At 30.9% G+C, this 15,808-nt stretch carries 17 protein-coding genes; 13 read left to right on the plus strand and 4 right to left on the minus strand.

All coding sequences use genetic code 11. From position 1 onward, the window contains the following. Window positions 1-35 precede the first annotated feature (35 nt). Complete coding sequence (locus HNV10_RS12450; protein WP_173301713.1) at window positions 36-1,025, plus strand: YihY/virulence factor BrkB family protein; 990 nt, start codon at window positions 36-38, stop codon at window positions 1,023-1,025. Here HNV10_RS12450 and HNV10_RS12455 read toward each other — a convergent pair. After that, entirely contained in the window at window positions 1,018-1,752 is a 735-nt protein-coding gene (locus HNV10_RS12455; RefSeq protein WP_173301714.1) for a LytR/AlgR family response regulator transcription factor, read from the minus strand. The genes HNV10_RS12450 and HNV10_RS12455 overlap by 8 nt on opposite strands. Before the next feature lies 1 nt (window position 1,753). Then, window positions 1,754-3,541, minus strand: a complete 1,788-nt coding sequence (locus HNV10_RS12460) for a tetratricopeptide repeat-containing sensor histidine kinase (RefSeq protein ID WP_173301715.1) — start codon at window positions 3,539-3,541, stop codon at window positions 1,754-1,756. Window positions 3,542-3,719: 178 nt separating this feature from the next. Here HNV10_RS12460 and HNV10_RS12465 point away from each other — a divergent pair, with 178 nt between their 5' ends. The 6 genes from HNV10_RS12465 (at window position 3,720) to priA (ending at window position 9,119) form a co-directional block, all read left to right on the plus strand. Further along, on the plus strand, window positions 3,720-4,253 hold the full coding sequence (locus tag HNV10_RS12465) for a hypothetical protein (protein ID WP_173301716.1): 534 nt from the start codon (window positions 3,720-3,722) through the stop codon (window positions 4,251-4,253). Between the two features lie 19 nt (window positions 4,254-4,272). Then, window positions 4,273-4,707, plus strand: a complete 435-nt coding sequence (locus tag HNV10_RS12470) for a hypothetical protein (RefSeq protein WP_173301717.1) — start codon at window positions 4,273-4,275, stop codon at window positions 4,705-4,707. A gap of 17 nt (window positions 4,708-4,724) precedes the next feature. Beyond that, entirely contained in the window at window positions 4,725-5,567 is an 843-nt protein-coding gene (locus HNV10_RS12475) for a tetratricopeptide repeat protein (protein WP_173301718.1), read from the plus strand. An 18-nt stretch (window positions 5,568-5,585) separates the two neighbouring features. Further along, window positions 5,586-6,125 (plus strand): DUF6252 family protein, encoded by a 540-nt coding sequence (locus HNV10_RS12480; RefSeq protein ID WP_173301719.1) that lies wholly within the window; start codon window positions 5,586-5,588, stop codon window positions 6,123-6,125. A 115-nt stretch (window positions 6,126-6,240) separates the two neighbouring features. Next, window positions 6,241-6,666: a DUF2147 domain-containing protein gene (locus HNV10_RS12485; protein ID WP_173301720.1), complete on the plus strand. Its 426-nt coding sequence runs from the start codon at window positions 6,241-6,243 to the stop codon at window positions 6,664-6,666. After that, on the plus strand, window positions 6,666-9,119 hold the full coding sequence (priA, locus tag HNV10_RS12490; protein ID WP_173301721.1) for a replication restart helicase PriA: 2,454 nt from the start codon (window positions 6,666-6,668) through the stop codon (window positions 9,117-9,119). Before HNV10_RS12485 ends, priA begins: the two co-directional genes overlap by 1 nt. 201 nt (window positions 9,120-9,320) lie before the next feature. On the opposite strand, the gene HNV10_RS12495 is transcribed toward priA, so the two are convergent. Next, window positions 9,321-10,016, minus strand: coding sequence for a LytR/AlgR family response regulator transcription factor (locus tag HNV10_RS12495; protein WP_092443855.1), 696 nt, complete (start codon window positions 10,014-10,016; stop codon window positions 9,321-9,323). A 214-nt stretch (window positions 10,017-10,230) separates the two neighbouring features. Here HNV10_RS12495 and rpsF point away from each other — a divergent pair, with 214 nt between their 5' ends. The 5 genes from rpsF to HNV10_RS12520 all read left to right on the plus strand — a co-directional run bounded on the left by rpsF (window position 10,231) and on the right by HNV10_RS12520 (window position 12,856). Next, the gene (rpsF, locus tag HNV10_RS12500; RefSeq protein ID WP_173301722.1) at window positions 10,231-10,575 is read left to right on the plus strand and encodes a 30S ribosomal protein S6; all 345 of its coding nucleotides are present in this window, start codon (window positions 10,231-10,233) and stop codon (window positions 10,573-10,575) included. Next, window positions 10,575-10,874: a 30S ribosomal protein S18 gene (gene rpsR / locus HNV10_RS12505; protein WP_173280593.1), complete on the plus strand. Its 300-nt coding sequence runs from the start codon at window positions 10,575-10,577 to the stop codon at window positions 10,872-10,874. The genes rpsF and rpsR overlap by 1 nt, the downstream gene beginning before the upstream one ends. A 12-nt stretch (window positions 10,875-10,886) precedes the next feature. Beyond that, entirely contained in the window at window positions 10,887-11,348 is a 462-nt protein-coding gene (gene rplI, locus HNV10_RS12510; protein ID WP_173301723.1) for a 50S ribosomal protein L9, read from the plus strand. 120 nt (window positions 11,349-11,468) lie between these two features. Beyond that, window positions 11,469-12,335: a glycerophosphodiester phosphodiesterase family protein gene (locus HNV10_RS12515; RefSeq protein ID WP_173301724.1), complete on the plus strand. Its 867-nt coding sequence runs from the start codon at window positions 11,469-11,471 to the stop codon at window positions 12,333-12,335. Between the two features lie 47 nt (window positions 12,336-12,382). Continuing rightward, window positions 12,383-12,856, plus strand: a complete 474-nt coding sequence (locus HNV10_RS12520; RefSeq protein ID WP_173301725.1) for a DUF6495 family protein — start codon at window positions 12,383-12,385, stop codon at window positions 12,854-12,856. A 149-nt stretch (window positions 12,857-13,005) separates the two neighbouring features. Here the strand turns inward: HNV10_RS12520 and HNV10_RS12525 are convergent, their stop codons facing one another. Beyond that, complete coding sequence (locus tag HNV10_RS12525; RefSeq protein ID WP_173301726.1) at window positions 13,006-14,247, minus strand: ABC transporter permease; 1,242 nt, start codon at window positions 14,245-14,247, stop codon at window positions 13,006-13,008. A 176-nt stretch (window positions 14,248-14,423) separates the two neighbouring features. On the opposite strand from HNV10_RS12525, the gene hisS reads away from it, so the two are divergent. Continuing rightward, on the plus strand, window positions 14,424-15,806 hold the full coding sequence (hisS, locus tag HNV10_RS12530) for a histidine--tRNA ligase (protein WP_173301727.1): 1,383 nt from the start codon (window positions 14,424-14,426) through the stop codon (window positions 15,804-15,806). Window positions 15,807-15,808: the final 2 nt, after the last annotated feature.

The following is a 15,808-nucleotide window of genomic DNA, read 5'->3' on the forward strand; positions in this document are numbered from 1 at the left end:
GCTAAAGGCGAAAGCCAACAGCTAAAAGCCAAACCATGACCAAACCCATTGAAGATAAATTAGAAAAAATTCCGGTTATAAAAATAATTGTGCGTTTTTTTAAGCAGATTAGGTTACCAGGATTTGAAGGGTTATCTATTTATGATTTGTTGGAGTTATACATTATGGGAATTGTTAAAGGCGCACTAACCACTAGAGCAAGTGCCATAGCTTTTAGTTTTTTTACAGCTATATTTCCGTTTTTACTGTTTGTGATTATCTTAATTCCGTATATACCAATAGATAATTTTCAGGCAGAATTCTTAGATTTTTTAAATTCATTTTTACCGCCTCAAACTTCAGATTTTTTCTTTACAAATATATTTGAAAACATTAGTGGTAATGGAGGAGGAGGTTTGTTATCTTCAGTATTTTTATTGTCTATGCTTTTAATGGCAAATGGTGTTAATGCTGTTTTTTCTGGCTTTGAAAACTCTTATCATCAGCAACTTACGCGTAATGTTTTTAAGCAGTATATATTTGCCTTAGGTATTGCCCTAATTTTAGCGATTTTGGTAATGCTAACGGTTGCTTTTTTAGGGTATTTTCAGATTTATGTTATTGAGCCGTTATATGAAAGCATCAATAAAGAAATGGTATCCGAAGACAATTCTGGTGTCGGTTGGGTGATTTTTGCAAAGTATATGTTTTTTGTTGTAATGACTTATTTGGCAACGGCTACACTTTATTATTTTGGTACTAGAGAAGGACGTAAATCGAGATTCTTTTCCGTTGGTGCTTTACTAACGACCCTTCTTATAATTTTAACGTCATTTCTCTTTGGAATTTACATCAATAATTTCTCGCAATACAATGAACTTTATGGCTCAATTGGAGGTTTGTTAATTCTATTACTTTATTTATGGCTCAACTCTAATATTTTACTTTTAGGTTATGAGTTAAATGCTTCACTTCAGTTTTTAAGAAAACATCCCAAGGCTAAAAAACCATTTAAATTAAAAGATTTAGAAGATTTAATTAAATAAAATGTTTTAAAAACGCTTCTCTTTTTCTCACTGAAATTGGGACTTGGGCATCGTTAGACATTAATACATAACTTTGTTTTCCTTTAAAGTATTTCTTTACATGTTCTAAATTAATTAAATGCGATTTATGCGTTTTAAAAAAAATAGTGTCATCTAGTAAATCCTCATAAAACTTAATAGGTTTAGAAACCATTGTTTTTCCATCTTTTGTAAAAATATGAGTGTAGTTTGTATCTGCCTCTAAATGAATAATTTCTTCAATTTTTAATGTTTCAAATCCTGTTAATGATGGAATTGTAATAATTTTTTTTTGATTTGATTTGAGATTTTTAAACAAATTCTGAAGTTGTTGCTCCATATTTTGATGTGCTATGTTTTCTTTTAAACGTAAAATTGAAGCATTAAAATCATCTGAATCAATTGGTTTTAATAAGTAGTCAATGGCACTATATTTAAAGGCTTTAATAGCAAAATTGTCAAAGGCAGTTGTAAAAATCACTTTGAAATTTATAGTCTCTATTTGTTGTAAAAAATCAAATCCGGTTTTATCATGAATTTTAATATCTAGAAAAACTAAATCTGGTTGTTGTTGAGGTACTAAGTCTAAAGCATCAGAAACGTTATCAATAACTTTGAGAACATTAAACGTGTTTGGATGTTGCTCAATAAGGCTTAAAATGCGGTCTGAACAATGCTTTTCATCATCTATAATAATAGTGTTTATCATTTTAAAAAGCGAGTTGTATTGGTAGTGAAACGTTTATTCTTGTACCTTCAGTTTTGTCTATTATTTCAATATTTCCGTTGGTGTTTTTTAATTTATTTATAATTTCAATTCTACTTTTAGTAATTGACATTCCCATAGATTTATTATCTTCATTAGTTTTATTTGTTGCCGATTTTTTTCTGCCAATTCCATTATCATCAACACTACAAATAAGCATGTTGTTTTCCGTTTTATAAACGATTTTTAATTGGCCCAAATTATCCTTTTGTGACAATCCATGTATGATGCTGTTTTCAATAAAAGGCTGTAAAATCATTGGAGGAACCAAAATGTTATCTTCATCTAAGTCAGAATCTATTTTTATAGTATAATTAAATTTATTGTTGAAGCGTTTACGCTCAATATCCATATAGGTTCTTAGTAGTGAAATATCTTCACTTAGCAGTATTTCCTTTTTTTCTGAATTCTCTAAAGTCAGTCGCATTAGTTTAGCAAATTTGCTCAAATAATCACTAGCAGACAGCGTATCGTTTTTAAGAATATAATCACCAATAGAGTTTAAGGAGTTAAAAATAAAATGTGGATTCATTTGAGAGCGTAACGCTTTTAATTCGGTATCCGAAACCTTAGCATTAAACTCAGCTTCTTTAGATTTTGAAACGGCTTCTTGTTTTCTTCGGTATAAAATAAAACCAATTATTGAGGCTAATACAAGTCCAGAACCTCCAATGATAGATGTGTTTTTTATGGATTTTTGTCTTTCAATTTCTATTTGAGCAATGGCTCTATCTTTATCAGCTTGGTATTGAATTTCTTTTCTTGAAATTTCAAGCTTTTGGTCAGCATTGATTAAGCTATCTCTTAATATTATATGCTCTTTATATGTAATTAATGCGTTTTTATAATCTCCTTTTTCATTATATACGTTTGCTAATGTTGCCAACGCACTGTTTTTTGTAGATAAAGTTTGGAGACCTTTATTTAGTTTTAAGCTATTGGTTGCATAGTATTCTGCTTTTTCAATATCGTTATTTTTTAAATAGACTTCTGCTGCATTTGTATAGGCTGTAACGCGTAGACCTTCAATGTTATGGGTTTCAATTAAATCTAAACTCTCGTTCATTGTTGTTAAGCCATCTTTTAAAAAACCAGCATTAGTTTGTATTAAACCTAGATTGGTTTTAATATTTGCAATGTATAACGGACGATTAATCTGTTCTGCACCTACAAGAGCTTTTTTATAATAATATATAGCTGAATCTAATTTTTTTTCTTCACCAAAAACGTTAGCAATATAAAATTCTGTATTGAATTTACTTTTGTTTTCTGGGTTATGCAATAAGGCTTTAAAACTTTTTAGAGCTTTGCTGTATTCTTGTTGTTCTAAATATATAAGCCCAATATTAGTAAGTACGCCAACTACATATTTTTGAAATTTTGGTTCATTTTCAAATACGGCATAACTCTTTTGGTAGTAAGCTAAACCTTCTACTGGTTTAGATTGAAAGTAGTGTTTAATTATCCCTAAATTATTATAAGATATCCCAATACCTTTAGGATAATTAAGTTGCTCAGAAATCTTTAAGGTTTTAAGATTGTATGCTCGCCAGGTACTATCTGTTGGAGTTAAAAACATTTTTCTTGCAACATACTTAATTCTAAGGTTTACATAATTAGTGTCTTGTGTTTTGTAATTATCGATAACATTTTCTAACGAGTCTAGCATCTTATTCTGAGAAATACAAAATAGTGAAGTCATTAAAAAGAGGATGGTTAGGAGTCTTCTCATTTATAATTTTGGTTAATAGCTAGGTTAAAAATAGTAATTATAAGTCAAAAAAACGCTACAAGTTAAACGTTAATATATTCAGAACCAACGATAATAGGTTGTCTGTTGGTTCTAAACGAGATATGAAGTTACTTTAAATTATTAAACAAATAGTTAATCAGTAAAACCAATTAGAATTATGAAAATAAATAGCTTAGGCAATTTTTTTATGCTCGCTTTATTTGTATTACTCTCCATTAATTGTTCAAGTAGTGATGATTCAGATTCTGATGTTTTTGGGTCAATTCAATTATCAGGAACAGATACTTCGTTAATCGGAACCGCTTTAGTTGTTGGCAATATTGATTCTGACGCTTTAGATACAACAGGTACATCTAGTTCAGTAGTACTTTTAGATAAAAATACAACGATTGAAAACGGAGAATTAGAATCTTCAGATTATGCAAATGCCTTTATTATTGTTGCCGCACAGTTTGATGCTGATGACAATGCTTCAGCAGAAAAAACAATTTCAATGACCATTTTAAAAAATGGAGTTGAGTATAGATATGTCTGTGCTACACCAGCAATTAGCGCTGCAAATAATACAGATTGCGGTTCTGGTTTTAGCGTAGATAAAGTAAACAAACAGGTGATATTTAGTAATACAACGGTAATAAATGTAGACAATGAAACCATTTTAACTATGGATGGTATTATAAATTATGATTAAAGTATTAAAATCTCTCAATATGAAAACAATTAATTCAAAATCGTATAATCTAATCGCCTTTTTTTTAATGGTTATGTTTCTTTCTGTGAGTACCGTTTGGTCGCAAGAAAATAGGCTAAAACCACCAAAACGAAGCTCTAAGATTAAAAGCGTAGATAATTTTGTAAATCATTCTTTTGAACTTTATCATAAGGTGTTTGTATACGATAGTTTAACAAAAGCAGGCGTAGAAGTACCAGCAGAAATTGAAGATGAATTGATAGAACGTGCAGAACGAAATGTTGATAGTCTATGGCAAGAAGTCCCAGATATTGTAGATGATATTAGCGATGCTTCTTTTATGAAACAAGCTAAGGCTACGCTAAATTTAAATCGTTCAAAAAAAGCATTAAGGTTTTGTATGACAGCTGTTAAGACCTATTTTGTAGGTACAAAAGATGAAGAGGAAGACTAATTTTAATTAAAAATTTAATGAAAACTAACATCATTTATATTCTTTTAGTATTGAATTTATCGTTTGTTAATGCGCAAAATTATAAAAGCGCTTTTAGGTCAGATGTATGTAATTGTTTAGAAGAAGAAAGTCTAAAACGCGTACTTACAGAAAATGCATTTAAAAGGTGTTTACGAGAAACATTGCCTAAATATGCTGCACAAATTGATGCATCTATTATAGAAGAAGATACACAGCAAAAATTTTTAAAAGGGCAATTAGCGCGTAAAGATTTATTATCAGCCATGCCTTCAGAATTAATATATAGCTGCGATGTTTATTTCAAGCATATTAATTTTTTAAGAACCAGTAGCTTACTCATTATGCGCGAAAATGCTAAAGAAGATGAAATAGAAAAATACGACCAAATGGTAGCATTAACACCAAGTGCAACCGCTTATTTTATGAGAGCAAAAGTACATTTTAAGTTAGGAAACATTAAAGAAACAGAAGCAGATATAGCTAAAAGTTTAGAATTAAATCCAAATAGCGAAAATACTATTTCAACCAGACATGAACTGATGTTATTGGCATGGGTATTAGAAGAGCAAGAACGCTACAAGGAAGCCATTGAAATTTACGATAAAGTTTATTTTGGAGCATTAGATTCTGAGGTCGCAAAATTAAGGGCTTTAGCAGATAAAAAATCTGGTGGGACAATAGCTAATATTCCAGTCAATGTCACTGTAGAAGACAAAGAAAATTCAAATGTAAATTCTAGGATAAAAACTGTAAAAGTTAATAGAACAGACAATAAATCAAAGCCAAGTACTAAAGTTAAAAAAGACTCGACTTCGCTTAAAAAATTATTTAAATTATAAATTCAAACATTTTGCATTATGAAAAAAATAGTACTGTTCTTATTGGCCATTACATTAATTAGTTGTGATGTAGAAGATGCTGTTAACCAATTTATTGAAGATGCAGGTGAGGTTAAAGCAGATATTAATGGCGTAACAAAAACATGGGAGTTTGGACCTAATTCTTTAGGTGCTTTACTAAGTACGGAATCTGTGGGTACAGAAACTATTTATGCCTTTAGTGTAGCAGCCTCTACAGATGGTGTTTCAGATAATTCAGAAACTACTGCTATTGGAGTAGTTGTTTTTATTGATAGTCCAGAGGATATTATATCTGGTGCAACATTTACTTCGTCTGCTGATTTAATAGTTGGCTCATATGCATTTGAAAGTGATAATAGCACTACAAATATTGATGCCGATCAAACCGTAAGTGCAACATTGCATATTTCAGCAATTAATGCATCTTCAGAAACAATTTCTGGAACATTTAGTTTTAAAACTACAGATGACGATACTAATATAACGTACAATATTACCAACGGAAGTTTTTCGGAAATTCCTTATTACAACGACTAATAAATATTAAACTTTGTAAGCCACATGCTTTTTTAAATCGAAAACCATCTCATAAAGGGATGGTTTTTTAATTAATCCTATTACTTTTGGTATATAAAGCTTTTAATTTTTAATTATGAATAAAAATATTTTAGTACTTTTTTCAGTTTTCTTTATGTTTTCATGTCTTTCCGCGCAATCTGTTTTAGGGAAATGGAAAACCATAGATGATAGTACAGGAAAAGCAAGGTCTATTATTGAAATTTATGAAAGCGATGGAAAAATATATGGAAAAATTATAGAATTAATAAATCCAAAATCTAATAACCCGCTTTGCAAGCAATGTAAAGGTGATAAAAAAAATCAACCTATAATTGGATTAATTATTATTGATGGTTTGTCTAAGAATGATGACGTTTACGAAGATGGTACCATTTTAAATCCTGAAAACGGAAAAACATACGACTGTCGTTTAAAATTTGAAGATGATGAAGACACTTTGCAGGTAAGAGGTTATTTAGCTTTTTTCTATAAAACTCAATATTGGAAACGTATTAAATAATGCTACATTTTATAGACGTCATTTTACCAATTCCGCTTCAAAAGGCATTTACATATCATATTACCGAAGCAGAATCCCAATTCCTAAAACCTGGAATGCGTGTGGCTGTTCCATTTGGTAAAAGTAAAATTTATACGGCTATAGTTTATACTATTCATCAAAATCCACCAACGGCTTATGATGCTAAAACCATTCATCAAATTCTAGATGATTCGCCTTTGATTACAGAAAATCAGCTGAGGCATTGGGATTGGATAGCAAATTATTATATGTGTAGTATTGGTGAGGTTTTAAGAGCTGCCATGCCTAGTGCATTTTTGCTAGAAAGTGAAACAATAATTTCTAAAAATGAAAAGGTACCTATTGATGAGTCTGAATTGAAAGATGAAGAATTTTTAATTTACGAGGCTTTACAACATCAATCATCTCTTAAAGTTAATGATGTTATTTCAATTTTAGATAAAAAACGTGTTTTACCTGTAATTAATGGCTTAGTAGAAAAAGGTGTTTTAAACCTACAAGAAGAACTCTACGAAAAATACACGCCAAAGTTGGTGCGCTATGTTAAGTTACATCACAATCATAAATCACAAGAGAAACTTCAAGAATTATTAGAAGAGTTAAGCAGAGCGGCAAAACAAAGAGAAGTAGTATTAACGCTATTTACTATGGAGGCTTCCTTAAAACAGCCTATAAAAGTTTCAGAATTATCAGAGCGTAGTGGAGCGTCAACAAGTATAATTAAAGCACTAATAGATAAACAAATTTTAGAAGAGTACCATATACAAGTAGACCGCGTTCAGTTTGAAGGTGAAGGTGATGCAGATGCCAAACGATTAAGTGAAGCACAGCAAAAGGCGTATGATGAGGTTGAATCTATTTTTGAAGAAAAGTCAGTAGCCTTATTACATGGTGTAACGTCTTCAGGTAAAACTGAAATTTATGTTCAACTCATTCAAAAACAACTAGAAATAGAAAAACAAGTGTTGTACTTGTTGCCAGAAATAGCATTAACTACGCAATTAGTAAATAGACTTCAAGATTATTTTGGAGAAAAAGTCGCTGTTTTTCATTCAAGATATTCAGGAAACGAAAGGGTAGAGGTTTGGCAAAATATGCTTTCAAATTCTGAGAAAGCTCAAGTTATCATTGGTGCGCGCTCGTCTTTATTATTGCCATTTCATAATTTAGGATTAATCATTGTAGATGAAGAGCACGAGCAATCTTACAAACAATTTGATCCTGCGCCACGTTATCATGCCAGAGATGCTGCTGTTGTTTTAGCAAATATATTTAAAGCAAAAACGCTATTAGGTTCGGCAACACCAAGTTTAGAAAGTTATTTTAATGCTAGCCAAGGAAAATATGGTTTGGTAGAATTAAATACACGTTATAATAATGTATTAATGCCAGATATTGAATTGGTAGATTTAGCAGATAAATATAAACGTAAACGTATGAAAGGTCATTTTAGTGACCGACTTATAGAAGAAATGACTGAAACTTTAGAAGAAGGGTTTCAGATTATATTATTTCAAAATAGAAGAGGGTATTCGCCAATTATTGAGTGTACAACTTGCGGTACCTCACCACAATGCCCAAATTGCGATGTCAGTTTAACCTATCATCAATATAGAGATCAATTGCGTTGTCATTATTGTGGTTATAATTCGGCAATGCTAAAAACGTGTCAAGGTTGTGGAAATGCTACATTAGATACCAAAGGGTTTGGGACCGAACAAATTGAACAAGAAGTAAAAGTGTTATTTCCTGATAAAAAAATAGCACGAATGGACTTAGATACCACAAGAGGAAAGTACGGTTTTGAAAAGATTATAAATAGTTTTGAGCAACGCGACATTGATATTTTGGTCGGCACACAAATGCTAACCAAAGGGTTAGATTTTAGATTTGTAAAATTAGTTGGTATTATGAATGCTGATAATTTGCTCAACTTTCCAGATTTTAGAGCACATGAGCGTAGCTATCAATTAATGGCACAAGTTTCTGGTAGAGCAGGACGAACCGATTTGCGAGGAAAAGTGCTTATTCAAACATATAATCCACATCATAACATATTGCAGCAAGTTTCTACAAACGCATATAAAGAAATGTTTGCAGAACAAATGAACGAGCGTTATAATTTTAAATATCCACCAATATATCGATTGATAAAAATTACGTTTAAGCATAAAGATTATAATCGTGTAAATATGGCAGCAGATTGGTTTGCAAAATCGTTAAAGCACTATTTTAAGTCTAATGTTTTAGGTCCAGAATTTCCTCCAGTATCTCGAATCCGTAATTTATATCATAAAAATGTTTTAATAAAGATTCCACATCAACAATCCTTAGTAAAAACAAAAGAAGCAATTAGTAAAATAGATAATAGTTTTAATGCGGTAAAAGAATTTAGACCCGTACGTGTTATTATTAATGTAGATAATTACTAAAAGCACATAGAACTAGCAGATTAAAAACTTTTGATAATAAAATTAATTAAAGATTATCTAATTCTACTAATATGCTGAAGAAACCAAAACTAATAGTCTCCTAAAGGCAACTTTTGAGGTGTAAAAACCAAAAAATCCTAAGCCATGGCTTAGGATTTTTTAAAATTATAATGTAATGCTTAAATCATAAATGTAAATGTTCTACATGTTATTTAAAGCATCAACTAATTGAGTCTTTTTGTTTCGACTCAATGGAATTTCGTAAGCGCCAACTTCAACATTTTTACTGTTAAATCGGTCAATTTTATCGAGATTCACAATATAAGATTTGTGTATTCTTAAAAATTTTCCTTCTGGTAGTTCGCTTTCAAAAGCTTTCATTGTTGATAGAACCACAAGACTGTTTTCTTCAGTAACTACTTTTACATAATCACCAAGAGCTTCAATCCATTTAATGTCCTTAATATAAACTTTACGTTTTTTAAGGTTACTTTTCACAAAAATATGTTCGCCATCCGTTTCATTAAAGTCCAGTTTTAATTTGTGCTGCTCAATAGCTTTTTCTACGGCAGTATTAAAACGTTCTTTAGTAATTGGTTTTTGAAGGTAATCTGTGGCATCATAATTAAATGCTTTAAAAGCATATTCGGTTTTACCGGTAACAAAAATAATTTGGGGTTTGTTGTTGAGTACATCTAGCAACTCAAAACCGTTTAATACAGGCATCTCTATATCTAAGAAGATAAGATCTACTTTATGTGTATTAAGACCGTTTTTTGTTTCTAACGCACTGCTGTACTCTGCAATAAGATTAAGTGAGGAATGATTCTCAATTAACTTTACTATAGAGAGGCGCTGAATCGCAGAATCATCAACAACTACACAGTTTAAAGTCATAACATTATTAATTTTAGGTTAAGATATCGACAATAGTACGATAAATTCGGTTAAAAAACAAATTTTACCGACAAACCGTATTAATTAACATAATTTTTTTTTGATTTTTAGTCTATTAATTAATTGGTCTAAAAGTACTTGCAAAACATGTTGCCAGTTATAGAATAAATGTGTATTTTTGCACCCGTTTTAACAATAAACAAAATTATTTATTATGAATCATTATGAAACTGTTTTCATCTTAAATCCCGTTTTATCTGAAGATCAGATAAAGGAGACAGTAAAGAAATATGAGGATTTCCTCGTTTCTAAAGGTGCTAAGATGATATCCAAAGAAGATTGGGGCTTAAAAAAATTAGCTTACCCAATTCAAAACAAAAAAAGTGGTTTTTACCATTTATTTGAGTACCAAGTTGCTGGTGAAGCAATTGAGCCTTTAGAAGTAGAATTTAGACGTGATGAGCGTTTTATGCGTTACTTAACTGTGAAATTAGACAAGCATGCTGTTTCATGGGCTGAGAGAAGAAGAGAAAAACTTAAAGTAAAAGCAAAAGCATAATTATGTCATCTATAGAACAACAAGCAAAAGGAAAAAAAGACGGAGAAATTAGATATTTAACACCGTTAAATATTGAGACGTCTAAAACTAAAAAATATTGTCGTTTTCAGAAATCTGGAATCAAGTATGTAGATTATAAAGATGCAGATTGGTTATTAGGTTTTGTAAACGAACAAGGTAAGTTATTACCAAGACGTTTAACAGGTACTTCTTTAAAGTATCAAAGAAAAGTATCTGTGGCAGTAAAAAGAGCTAGACACTTAGCCTTAATGCCATACGTAGCTGATTTATTAAAATAAAATATCATAACAATGGAACTTATATTAAAACAAGACGTTGAAAATTTAGGATTTAAAGACGATATTGTATCTGTTAAGAACGGTTATGGTAGAAATTTTTTAATTCCTCAAGGGCATGCCATTATGGCTACATCTTCTGCTAAAAAAGTATTAGCAGAAACCTTAAAGCAAAGAGCTTACAAAGAAAAAGCAATTATTGCTGAAGCAGAAAAAACGGCTGATGCTCTAAAAGCATTAGAGATTAAAATTACAGCTAAAGCTGGTACAGGTGCTACTGCTGGAGATAAATTATTTGGTTCTATTACCACTATAGATTTAGCTGCTGCACTTAAAAATGCTGGTCACGATGTTGATAAGAAATTTATTTCTATCAATGGTGGTAACATTAAGCGTTTAGGTCAGTACGAAGCTGCAATTAGATTACACAGATCAGTAACAGTAGATTTAACTTTCGATGTTATTGCTGACGCTTAATCTTTTATAATACATTATTAAAAACCGTTTAGTTTTCTAAGCGGTTTTTTTATAACTTTTTTTTAGACATAATTAGACTTCTCATTTTTTTGCCTTTTAAGTCTTTATTATTACTTTATTATGAAAAATTTTCTCCTAATATTTATACTTTGTGCTTTTATAGGTTGTAAATCTTCAACAGATAAAAAAGAAACTATTGAAGTTTCTAAATTGATTGAATTGTTTAAGCCCTCTCGCTCAGATTATCCAAATATTAGTGTACATCGTGGTGGTAAAGGATTATTAAATTATCCTGAAAACTGTTTAGAAACGCTTAAATATATTAACGAAAATATATATGCTATATACGAAGTAGATGTTGCACAAACAAAAGATGGAATGCTTGTATTAATGCACGATAATTCTATAGATAGAACAACAACCGGAACAGGTAAAGTAAGTAGCTTAACTTATAATGAGCTAAAAGAATTTTATTTGGTTGATGATTATGGTAATGAAACTCAATTTAAAATTCCATTATTTACAGAAATTCTTTCTTGGTGCAAAAATAATAATGTGATTTTAACAATTGATATTAAAAGAAGTGTAAAGCAAGAAAATGTTATTAAAACTATTCGTAACGAAAATGCTCAAGACAATAGTATTATAATTACTTATGATGTGGAGCAAGCAAAAACAGCATATCAGTTAGCACCAGAATTACTGTTATCTGTTTCAGCAAGAAATAATGAAGAATTTAATAGACTTTTAGAAGCAAAAATACCTACAGAAAATATGTTAGCTTTTACCGGAACGCGTTTATCTCACGAATCACTTTTTAAACGTTTGCATGATAATAATATCGTTTGTATGCTTGGTACTTTAGGGAATTTAGATAAAAGTGCACAAACCAAAGGAGACGATTTATATATTAAATGGAAGATAACAGGAGCTGATATTATGGCAACAGATAGGCCTTTTGCCGCTTTTAAAGCCATTAATAATTAAATTCTGAAACAATTTTAAAATAACAATCATCTAATAATCTTAACCAGATGAAATATTCAAGATTAACAAAAGAACAATTTGAAGAATTACACCTAGAATTCATCAATTTTTTAGCTACTCAATCCATTACAGGTGATGAGTGGGAAGATATTAAGAAGAATAAACCCGAAACTGCCGAACAAGAATTAGATGTGTTCAGTGATTTAGTTTGGTTAGGTGTACTACAAAAAGTGGAGTTTTTAGAGCATATTTCTCCAAATCAAATTCATTTATTTCAATGTAATGAAAAAAGCATGCGTTTAATTGCTTTAAGAATTGACAATAAACGAGTAGATTTTACAACCAAAGAAGGTTTTAATTGGTTGCGCGATAATCTATTGTCAGATTCTGTTGAGTTTTTCAATGCTAAAAAAGACTACTCTGACGATAAGTATTTAGATATTTTTAAAATGATTCAGTCTGGTGCTAATATCACAAAAGGTGAGTTGTTTAATTACTTTGCTAATTTGGTGAAAGGATAAATTCCTGTGTAGGCAGGAATCTCGTGTTAAATGTGAATTTATTTGTTTTTTAGAACGCTCTATCTATATTGGTTCTTTTCTCCAACGATTTTGAATTATTAAAGTCTAGTAAATTGGAGTATTTTAAGATTCCTGCCTTCGCAGGAATTTTACTCATAACGCAAACTCTCAATAGGGTCTAGTCTTGCCGCTTTAGTTGCAGGATATAAACCAGAAACAATAGCGACTATAAAAGCAATACTAGTAGCCCAAATCATGGCAACCCAAGGTGTGGAGAATTCTAAATCAAAAGCATGAGCTACAGCCAAGCCTATTAAAACACCGAGTATAATTCCTAAAATACCACCAAGTTGACCAATGATTATGGTTTCCATAAAAAATTGAAATGCAATTGTTTTACTTTTTGCTCCAAGTGCTTTTCTAACACCAATTTCTCTAGTACGTTCACTAACAGAAACGAGCATTATATTCATTAATGCTATGGTAGATCCAAAAATGGTAATGATGCTAATAATCCAGGCAGCAAAATAAAGTGCAGCAGTATTTTCTGCAACTCGGTTTAATAAATCATCGCTACGTTCAATGCCAAAATCATTTTCTTCAACTGGGTTAAGACCTCTAATATTTCTGAAAGTTAAAATAGCATCTTCTTGTGCAGCATCTAGCATATCAGTCTTTTCAACTTTTACACTTAAGCTATAATTAATATTAGCATTGGTAAATATAGAACGTGCTTTTTGAATAGGCATTATCACTCTTAAATCTTGATTATTGCCAAACGTAGAACCTTTTTCTTTTAAAACGCCTATAACTTTAAACTTAGATCCTCTAATGCTTATGGTTTTATTAATTGGGTTTGTTTCAGGAAATAAGGCTTTTTGTAAATCACTTCCAATAACACAAACCGCATTACTATTTTCTACATCAAAAACATTGAGTGAACGACCATTTTCTATTTCTAATCCCGAATTTTCAATGTAAAATTCGTTAGCACCTAAAACAGCCACTTCAGGATCTGTTTTTTCGTTATCATATTTAACCTCTGCGGTATTTGTACCAAAAAAAGAAACACCAACTTTAGTGAATGGAAAGTTGTAATTATCTTCAAAATCCTTTACGTTTCTATAATTGATAACCGGATTTATTTTTTGTCGTTCTCTACTACTTTGGCGTTGGTTAGTGAATTCGTAACGCTGAAAATTAAACGTATTAGAACCCATTGAAGTAAAATTACTTGTAATTGTATTTTCTAATGCAGATACTCCACTTAAAATTCCAACTAAAGCCATAATACCAATTGCGATAATTAAAACCGTTAAAATAGTACGTAATAACTGCCCTTTAATAGAGTCGAAGGCAATTCTAATATTCTCTCTAGCTAATGAAAACATAGTTTTTTGTCGCGTTAGTTGGGTTGTTTTAAGTATAAGACTACTTAATCCGTATAAAGTTACTATAAAATCCAATTATCTTAGTCAGACCTCTGAAAAATATAATATTTTTGTGACGAATCTAGAGTTTAAAATAAGTTTCACTAAAAGAGATTCCTGTTTTTGCAGGACAGATTATGGCACAAAAACCAAGCATCCCAAAAGGTACAAGAGATTTTAATGCAGCAGAAGTTGCAAAACGTTCTTATATAATGGAAACTATAAAAGAACAGTTTCAAATTTTTGGATTTCAACCTATTGAAACCCCAAGTTTTGAAAACTCAGAAACCTTAATGGGAAAATATGGAGATGAAGGTGATCGCTTGATTTTTAAGATTTTAAATAGTGGTGAATATTTGAAGAAGATTTCTGACGAAGATTATAATGCTAAGTCTGAGAGTACAATAACGCCTAAGATTTCAGAAAAAGCACTACGTTACGATCTTACAGTCCCTTTTGCACGTTACGTAGTACAACATCAAAACGAAATAGAATTTCCTTTCAAAAGATATCAAATTCAACCAGTTTGGCGTGCAGACCGTCCACAAAAAGGACGTTTTAGAGAATTCTATCAATGTGATGCAGATGTGGTAGGTTCTAAATCTTTGTTTCAAGAAGTAGAATTTGTGCAGCTATATGATGCGGTTTTTTCAGCTTTAAAATTAGAAGGTGTTACCATAAAAATAAATAACCGAAAAATCTTATCTGGTATTGCAGAAGTGATTGGTGCACAAGATAAACTCATCGATTTTACAGTGGCTTTAGATAAGTTAGATAAAATAGGAGAGGAGAAAGTAAAAGAAGAAATGCGAGGTAAAGGTATTTCTGAAGATGGTATTACTAAGCTTCAGCCGTTATTTACATTAAAAGGTGATTTTGGCAATCAAATAGAAAGTTTAAAGTCAATTTTAAGTACTTCGGAAATTGGATTAAAAGGGATTGAAGAATTAGAGTTTATAAACACGGCAATTTCAAACTTAAAACTAAAAACAGCTCAACTTCAATTGGATGTTACTTTAGCGAGAGGACTAAATTATTATACAGGTGCTATTTTTGAAGTGTCCGCACCAGAAGGTGTAAAAATGGGATCCATTGGTGGTGGAGGTCGTTACGATGACCTTACGGGAATTTTTGGGCTTAAGGATATGAGTGGTGTTGGTATAAGCTTTGGTTTAGACCGTATTTATTTAGTGTTGGAAGAATTAAACTTATTTCCAGATACCATTACAGATGCCACTAAAGTATTATTTATCAATTTTGGTGATAAAGAAGCGATGTACAGTTTAGGTGCTGTAACCAAGTTAAGAGCAGAAGGTATAAAAGCAGAGTTGTTTCCAGATGCTGCAATATCGGGCAAGCAAAAGAAAAAGCAAATGAACTATGCTAATCGTCGTAATATTCCTTATGTAGTTTTAGTTGGTGATCAAGAATTAAATTCTGAGGTGTTTACATTTAAAAATATGACTACTGGTGAGCAACATGAAGTAAGTTTTGAAGCCTTATTAAAGTTATTAAAATAAAA

The organism is Winogradskyella litoriviva, from assembly GCF_013249065.1.
GTDB classification, from domain to species: Bacteria; Bacteroidota; Bacteroidia; order Flavobacteriales; family Flavobacteriaceae; genus Winogradskyella; species Winogradskyella litoriviva.

Bases quoted from the DNA above. Each gene is read 5' to 3' on its own strand.
- HNV10_RS12525 (WP_173301726.1), bottom strand. From the start codon at position 14,247: ATGTTTTCATTAGCTAGAGAGAATATTAGAATTGCCTTCGACTCTATT.
- HNV10_RS12460 (WP_173301715.1), bottom strand. From the start codon at position 3,541: ATGAGAAGACTCCTAACCATCCTCTTTTTAATGACTTCACTATTTTGT.
- rpsF (WP_173301722.1), top strand. From the start codon at position 10,231: ATGAATCATTATGAAACTGTTTTCATCTTAAATCCCGTTTTATCTGAA.
- HNV10_RS12520 (WP_173301725.1), top strand. From the start codon at position 12,383: ATGAAATATTCAAGATTAACAAAAGAACAATTTGAAGAATTACACCTA.
- HNV10_RS12515 (WP_173301724.1), top strand. From the start codon at position 11,469: ATGAAAAATTTTCTCCTAATATTTATACTTTGTGCTTTTATAGGTTGT.
- HNV10_RS12495 (WP_092443855.1), bottom strand. From the start codon at position 10,016: ATGACTTTAAACTGTGTAGTTGTTGATGATTCTGCGATTCAGCGCCTC.
- priA (WP_173301721.1), top strand. From the start codon at position 6,666: ATGCTACATTTTATAGACGTCATTTTACCAATTCCGCTTCAAAAGGCA.
- HNV10_RS12455 (WP_173301714.1), bottom strand. From the start codon at position 1,752: ATGATAAACACTATTATTATAGATGATGAAAAGCATTGTTCAGACCGC.
- HNV10_RS12475 (WP_173301718.1), top strand. From the start codon at position 4,725: ATGAAAACTAACATCATTTATATTCTTTTAGTATTGAATTTATCGTTT.
- HNV10_RS12485 (WP_173301720.1), top strand. From the start codon at position 6,241: ATGAATAAAAATATTTTAGTACTTTTTTCAGTTTTCTTTATGTTTTCA.
- HNV10_RS12450 (WP_173301713.1), top strand. From the start codon at position 36: ATGACCAAACCCATTGAAGATAAATTAGAAAAAATTCCGGTTATAAAA.
- HNV10_RS12465 (WP_173301716.1), top strand. From the start codon at position 3,720: ATGAAAATAAATAGCTTAGGCAATTTTTTTATGCTCGCTTTATTTGTA.
- rplI (WP_173301723.1), top strand. From the start codon at position 10,887: ATGGAACTTATATTAAAACAAGACGTTGAAAATTTAGGATTTAAAGAC.
- HNV10_RS12470 (WP_173301717.1), top strand. From the start codon at position 4,273: ATGAAAACAATTAATTCAAAATCGTATAATCTAATCGCCTTTTTTTTA.
- hisS (WP_173301727.1), top strand. From the start codon at position 14,424: ATGGCACAAAAACCAAGCATCCCAAAAGGTACAAGAGATTTTAATGCA.
- HNV10_RS12480 (WP_173301719.1), top strand. From the start codon at position 5,586: ATGAAAAAAATAGTACTGTTCTTATTGGCCATTACATTAATTAGTTGT.